Source organism: Mesorhizobium sp. M0664, from assembly GCF_040320565.1.
Taxonomy (GTDB): Bacteria; Pseudomonadota; Alphaproteobacteria; order Rhizobiales; family Rhizobiaceae; genus Mesorhizobium.
Genome location: NZ_JAMYPW010000125.1, coordinates 1 through 597 on the forward strand (window position 1 = coordinate 1; position 597 = coordinate 597).

A 597-nucleotide genomic window follows, 5' to 3' on the forward strand; every position below is an offset into this window, starting at 1 on the left:
GACGATCGGCTGGAAGCCGTACTCGTCATGGTGGGCATTGAACAGGCGAAGCTGTTGGCCTCCGTGCACAGCGTCGAAGGTGTCGTCAATGTCGAGTACGATCCGCTTCGGCACCTGCCGGAACGAGGCGCAATAGAGATCGACCATCGCCCGTCCCATCGCGACCAGCTCCCGCACGCCGGGTAGGTTCTCCAGCCGGCACAGCGTCGATTGCGACGCCAGATCCCGACCCGACGGCAGCGCATCCTGGGCCATCTTGAAGACCGGATCGCAGCGCAGCCGGTTGGCGTCGTTGCCGTCCTCGTAGCCGGCGGCGATCATCTTCATGCGAAAGCCGATCATGTCCGCCAGGCTGTGGACGACCTGGTCCGGGCAGCGCGGATCGTCGATGCAACGCGCCAGACGCTCGGCCACCCGCAACCGCTTTTCCACCTCGGCCAAGGCCAGAACGCCGCTGTTGGACGACAGCATGCCGCCGTCGAAACGGGCGACGACGGACTTGCCGCCGACTGATGACAAACCGCTCAGCGGCAGCGCAAGATCGTTCATGGTGGGTGTGGTCTCCGGGAAATGGTTCGGATCGGCTTAAGCAACCAA

General features: G+C 64.2%; 1 protein-coding gene. It reads right to left on the reverse strand.

Annotated features, from left to right (window positions below; translation table 11 throughout):
• Window positions 1-549 (reverse strand): transposase (locus NKI39_RS34260; RefSeq protein WP_352837596.1); only part of this gene is annotated, 549 nt, incomplete at its 3' end.
• Between the last annotated feature and the right edge of the window lie 48 nt (window positions 550-597).